General features: G+C 39.3%; 6 protein-coding genes, 1 pseudogene and 1 riboswitch. Of the genes and pseudogenes, 6 read left to right on the forward strand and 1 reads right to left on the reverse strand.

The features are described 5' to 3' along the window. The 6 genes from BUB87_RS13590 to BUB87_RS13615 all read left to right on the forward strand — a co-directional run. Positions 1-1,296, forward strand: a 1,296-nt coding sequence (locus BUB87_RS13590) for an alpha-L-fucosidase (protein ID WP_073346577.1), incomplete at its 5' end; no start/stop codon positions are given. A 192-nt stretch (positions 1,297-1,488) separates the two neighbouring features. Then, a riboswitch (cyclic di-AMP (ydaO/yuaA leader) is annotated at positions 1,489-1,616 on the forward strand. A gap of 166 nt (positions 1,617-1,782) precedes the next feature. Then, positions 1,783-2,196 (forward strand): Na-translocating system protein MpsC family protein, encoded by a 414-nt coding sequence (locus tag BUB87_RS13595; RefSeq protein ID WP_073346579.1) that lies wholly within the window; start codon positions 1,783-1,785, stop codon positions 2,194-2,196. A gap of 46 nt (positions 2,197-2,242) precedes the next feature. Continuing rightward, positions 2,243-2,632: a potassium channel family protein gene (locus BUB87_RS13600; protein ID WP_073346582.1), complete on the forward strand. Its 390-nt coding sequence runs from the start codon at positions 2,243-2,245 to the stop codon at positions 2,630-2,632. Beyond that, positions 2,632-3,042: a potassium channel family protein gene (locus tag BUB87_RS13605; protein ID WP_073346585.1), complete on the forward strand. Its 411-nt coding sequence runs from the start codon at positions 2,632-2,634 to the stop codon at positions 3,040-3,042. The genes BUB87_RS13600 and BUB87_RS13605 overlap by 1 nt, the downstream gene beginning before the upstream one ends. Positions 3,043-3,070: 28 nt before the next feature. Next, positions 3,071-3,715, forward strand: a complete 645-nt coding sequence (locus tag BUB87_RS13610; RefSeq protein WP_073346587.1) for a potassium channel family protein — start codon at positions 3,071-3,073, stop codon at positions 3,713-3,715. A gap of 51 nt (positions 3,716-3,766) precedes the next feature. Continuing rightward, a complete protein-coding gene (locus BUB87_RS13615; RefSeq protein WP_234946054.1) occupies positions 3,767-4,450 on the forward strand; it encodes a potassium channel family protein in 684 nt (227 codons plus the stop codon). 112 nt (positions 4,451-4,562) lie between these two features. On the opposite strand, the pseudogene BUB87_RS14285 reads toward BUB87_RS13615, so the two are convergent. Further along, a pseudogene (locus BUB87_RS14285) lies at positions 4,563-4,706 on the reverse strand (IS110 family transposase); the annotation flags it as partial.

Raw genomic sequence — 4,706 nt, forward strand, 5'->3', positions numbered from 1 at the left:
TTTGGGAACGAGTGGTATCCGCGCAATATGTATCAGCAGGGTACTCCTGAGTTTGAGCATCATGTTAAAACCTATGGTCCGCAGAGCCAGTTTGGCTATAAGGATTTTATACCCATGTTTAAAGCGGAGAAATTTGATCCTAAGGCATGGGCTGACTTGTTTGAAAAGTCAGGAGCGCGATACGTCGTTCCTGTGGCTGAGCATCACGACGGTTTCCAGATGTATGATAGTGCTCTTTCTAGATGGAATGCCGCCAATATGGGACCCAAGAGGGATATTATAGGAGAGCTGGCGACAGCAGTTCGAGAAAAAGGGCTGGTTTTTGGCCTTTCAAGCCATCGCGCTGAACATTGGTGGTTTTTTGACGGCGGGATGAAATTTGATTCAGATGTAAAAGATCCGCGCTACAAGGATTTTTATGGCCCTGCTATGCCTGCACCCAAAGATTTGGGCAGCGTTGAGGACAGCCCTCCTGATGAGGAATTCTTAGAAGACTGGTTGCTCCGCGCTTGTGAATTGGTCGACAAATACCAGCCGCAGATCGTGTGGTTTGATTGGTGGATACAAAATCTTGCATTTAAGCCATACCTCAGAAAGTTTGCAGCTTACTATTACAATAGAGCAGCAGAATGGAACAAAGAGGTCGCTATAAACTATAAGAATAATGCGTTTGAGGAAGGAACAGCTGTATTTGATATAGAGCGAGGGCAGCTCTCGGATATTCGACCGCGTTTTTGGCAAACAGATACATCGGTGTCAAAGAACTCATGGGGCTATATAAAGAACCATGATTACAAGACTCCTAATGATATCATCTGTGATCTGGTGGATATTGTAAGCAAGAACGGGTCGCTACTTCTCAACATTGGGCCGAAGCCTGATGGTACCATACCGGAGCCAGAACAGGAAATCCTCATGGAAATTGGAGGTTGGCTCAAGGTTAACGGGGAGGCCATCTATGGAACGCGACCGTGGAAAATCTTTGGTGAAGGACCTACAAAGGTCGCTGAAGGTGCTTTTACTGATACGCATCGGAGTGCGTTTACGAGTGAGGATATACGCTTTACTACAAAAGGAGATACTTTATACGCCATTGTCCTTAAATGGCCGGAGAATGGGCGTATAACCATAAAAACACTGGGAACAAATTCACAGTTTGCTCTGCCGCACATCGATAAAGTAGAGCTTATAGGATATGATGTGCCGCTCCAATGGACTCGTGATGAACAGGCATTGATTATTGATGTTACAGGATGCGAGCCTAAAGAATATCCTGCGGCGTTTAGAATTAGATAGTTTTACGTTTTCTTTTTTTAAGATCAATAATTATTCGATCTCGAGAATAATATAATATAACAAAGTGAAAGAGTGAGATTGCAAGAGCTATTGCGTGCAAAACTAATAAATATATAAATTACATCGTTTTCCCACTGTATTACGGCGTTTATCGGCTGTTGCAACAAATTATTTACAGATATATAATAAAGACAATCGAATATGCCGAATTCACTTATGTGAAACGGGGGAACCATCAAAGGGGCGAATTTCGAAAGAAAAGAACATGCTCTTTCTGTTCTAGCCCGACAGCTAACCTCGTAGGCATAGAAAGAGGTAAAGTCACAGTTGACTTCTGTGACTTTTTTATTGAGTGGACCTGATAAAGGGCTTGCAGCTTGTTATCAGGTACGCTCGGTAAAAGGAAATGGAGACAGATCATCCGTGTGGATGTTTTGTAGCCAGCCTTAAATATAAGGCTGGCTATAATTTTGGAGGTGTTATGTTATGTTGAAATTCCGCACTAAAGGCGAGTTTGAGGCGCGGATAAGTGATCTGATGATAAAATTTCAAAAGGAGAAGGTTGGAAGAGGTGCAGAAAGTGCAAGGACGTTTATATGCCACGATATGATTATTGTGCGATTAGAGCGAGCATTGACGCCAATTGAAAAGACACTGCTTCAATCGGAAGAAGGTAAGAAGGTTATAAAAGAATTGCGCGTCAGACTTTCGGAAATAGTAAAGCCTGAGCTGGAGAAACTCATAAGTAGCATATCTGAAGCCAATGTTAAAAGCGTGCATTTTGATATAAGCACAAAGACAGGAGAATATATTTATGTCTTTATAATGGATAGAATCTTAGAGTTTGGAGATGGGGCAAAGGGGCCTTGCAGGGTTCAGTTGCCTGATAACCAGCTGTAAAATCCTAAGGAATTTTCAGCTGGTTTTTTTGTAGGAGGCGAGCCATATGAGAGCTGTAATAATAGGTTGTGGTGAAACAGGTTCCTATCTTGTAAATGAGTACAGTAAAAAAGGTTATAACATATCTGTGGTAGATAAAGACGAAAGGGCGTTTGATAAATTGCCCCATAATTTAAACGGAGTTATAAAGGTTGTTGGTGACGCTACAGATATGGGTGTATTACAGCATAGTTTTTTAGCCAGTGCAGACATTGCTCTGGTGGTTACAGGTGATGATGATGTAAATATAATGATTTCTCAGATTGCCAGGAAATACTTTAATGTAAAAAATGTGGCTGTAATGATATCAAATGCGGAAAAAATACCTATTTTCAAGGATATTGATGTAAAGGTTATCTGCCCGGCAGAAATGATTATAAGTCAATTTAAGGAGTGATGGCGGTGTTTGTGCTGATCATCGGTTCAGGGGTAATGAGCTTAATACTGAGCAGGATGTTTTTTGAAGCCGGATACGGTATATCGGTATTATGTGACGACTCCAAGATCAGGAGGCTTGTACGCGACGGCATATTGGTTATATGTGGTGATATAACCTCAGTAGAGGATATGAAAAGAGCCGGAATATTGAGGGCAGATAAAGTAATAGCAGCATCGGATCGCGATGAAAAAAATCTGGTAATTAGTGAATTGGCGAAAAATGTTTTTGGTAAAACCGATATTTTATGCCTTGTCAATGACCCACAGTATAAAGATGTATTTAAGAATTTGGGTGTTGAACGTGTACTTTGCAAAGATGAATTGATTTCAAAAGAAATTTGGTATCAAGCTATGGAGAAATCCAGTTAAGATAGACGATAAAGGGGAGATTATAGATATGTATATTGTTATAGCTGGTTGTAGCAATGTGGGTTCTACCCTTGCCAGTATTCTTTCTGATATGGGACATGATGTGGCGGTAATTGAAAGAGATCCGAAATTTATTAAGAATTTGGGAACCGGATTTAATGGAATCGTGGTTGAAGGGGTTCCTATTGATGAGGATATACTTTTAAAAGCCGGAATAGAAGATGCAGATGTCTTTGCCGCAGTTACAAGGGATGAAAATGTCAATATTATGGCTGCTCAAATAGCTAAAAATATATTCGGCGTTAATAAGGTTATAGCAAGGGTTTTAACACCGGCTAAAAATGCTTTTTTTAATGAAATAGGTATTGATACGGTTTGCCAAACAGATCTTTGTGTACAGTATATCAGGAAATTTATTTTCGAAAATGGAATTAAGTATATAGCTAAGATTAGCAAATATATTGATGTCGTCGAGTTTAGTGTCAAAAAAATTCCTGATGACAATAGGTTACATGCTTTATTAGCCAACGGTGTGTTTAATTTGAATGCGGTTAAAAGGGGTGATATTTATTTAATACCTGACAGCAATTTTGAAATCAACAAAGAAGATATCCTTATCTGTACTGTTGACAACAGGTATATAGATACGATAAAAACAGTGTTTGGACTATAAGGATCATAATAAAAGGTGTTATTTTTTAAGGGGGTATTTTTGTTGAACATTATGGTAATTGGTGGGGGTAAAGTTGGTTATTACCTGGTAAAAACCCTGGTAAAACAACATCATCAGGTGAGACTCATAGAATTGGATCAGGACAGATGTAATTCCATTGCAAAAGAGTTGGGTATATTTGTGATGAATGCTGATGGGACCAATATTCAGGATCTTGAAGATGCTGGTATAGAAGATAGCGATGTGGTAGTGGCAGTAACAGGGAAGGATGAAGTCAATCTAGCTATTTGCCAGCTAGCTAAGATAAAATTTGGTATACAAAAGGTGATAGCGAGGGTAAACAACCCTAAGAATGAGAGGGTCTTTAAGGAATTAGGTGTTGGTAAGGCCGTAAGTAGTACCTCGTTGATTGCAAATATGATCGAAAATGAGCTTGTGGCTGGGAAATTGAAAACACTTCTTACATTTGATAGTGGAGATATGACCATCGTAGAAGCTGATATTGATGATGATTCTAAATTAGTGGGGAAAAAAATAAGAGATATAAGTTTCCCAGGAGATTGTATTATTGTATCGATTATAAGAGATGGAAGCGTAATTTTCCCTAAAGGAGATAGCCAAATCATGCCTCATGACAGGTTATTGGCATTGACCAGTGTTAAAAATAAAGAACAATTGGAGGAGCTGTTTAAAGACAAGCGGTGTAATGTCAAGTGGTATTTTTTGGAACCTTGAAAAATAAAGGCCTCAAAAACTCTAAAAAAGACAACACTTAATAAACCCACCATATATTGGATAATAATGGAAGGAAACTTAGCTGATATTCAGTTAAATGTATTTGCTAAATCTATCCATTACCTCCCGGTTGGTAGATTTGGCCTTTGCTCAGCAAGGCAAAGACCAGTCTCACAAGCTTACGTGCCGTTAAGACGAGGGCTCTCTTATGCTGGTGTTTGGTAACCTCATTGTACTTCTTGCAGTAAAAATCAGC

The organism is Caldanaerobius fijiensis DSM 17918, assembly GCF_900129075.1.
In the GTDB taxonomy this organism is placed as follows: domain Bacteria; phylum Bacillota; class Thermoanaerobacteria; order Thermoanaerobacterales; family Caldanaerobiaceae; genus Caldanaerobius; species Caldanaerobius fijiensis.

Coding starts and splice junctions, on each gene's coding strand:
- BUB87_RS13610 (WP_073346587.1), top strand. CDS start 3,071: ATGTATATTGTTATAGCTGGTTGTAGCAATGTGGGTTCTACCCTTGCC.
- BUB87_RS13605 (WP_073346585.1), top strand. CDS start 2,632: ATGGCGGTGTTTGTGCTGATCATCGGTTCAGGGGTAATGAGCTTAATA.
- BUB87_RS13595 (WP_073346579.1), top strand. CDS start 1,783: ATGTTGAAATTCCGCACTAAAGGCGAGTTTGAGGCGCGGATAAGTGAT.
- BUB87_RS13600 (WP_073346582.1), top strand. CDS start 2,243: ATGAGAGCTGTAATAATAGGTTGTGGTGAAACAGGTTCCTATCTTGTA.
- BUB87_RS13615 (WP_234946054.1), top strand. CDS start 3,767: ATGGTAATTGGTGGGGGTAAAGTTGGTTATTACCTGGTAAAAACCCTG.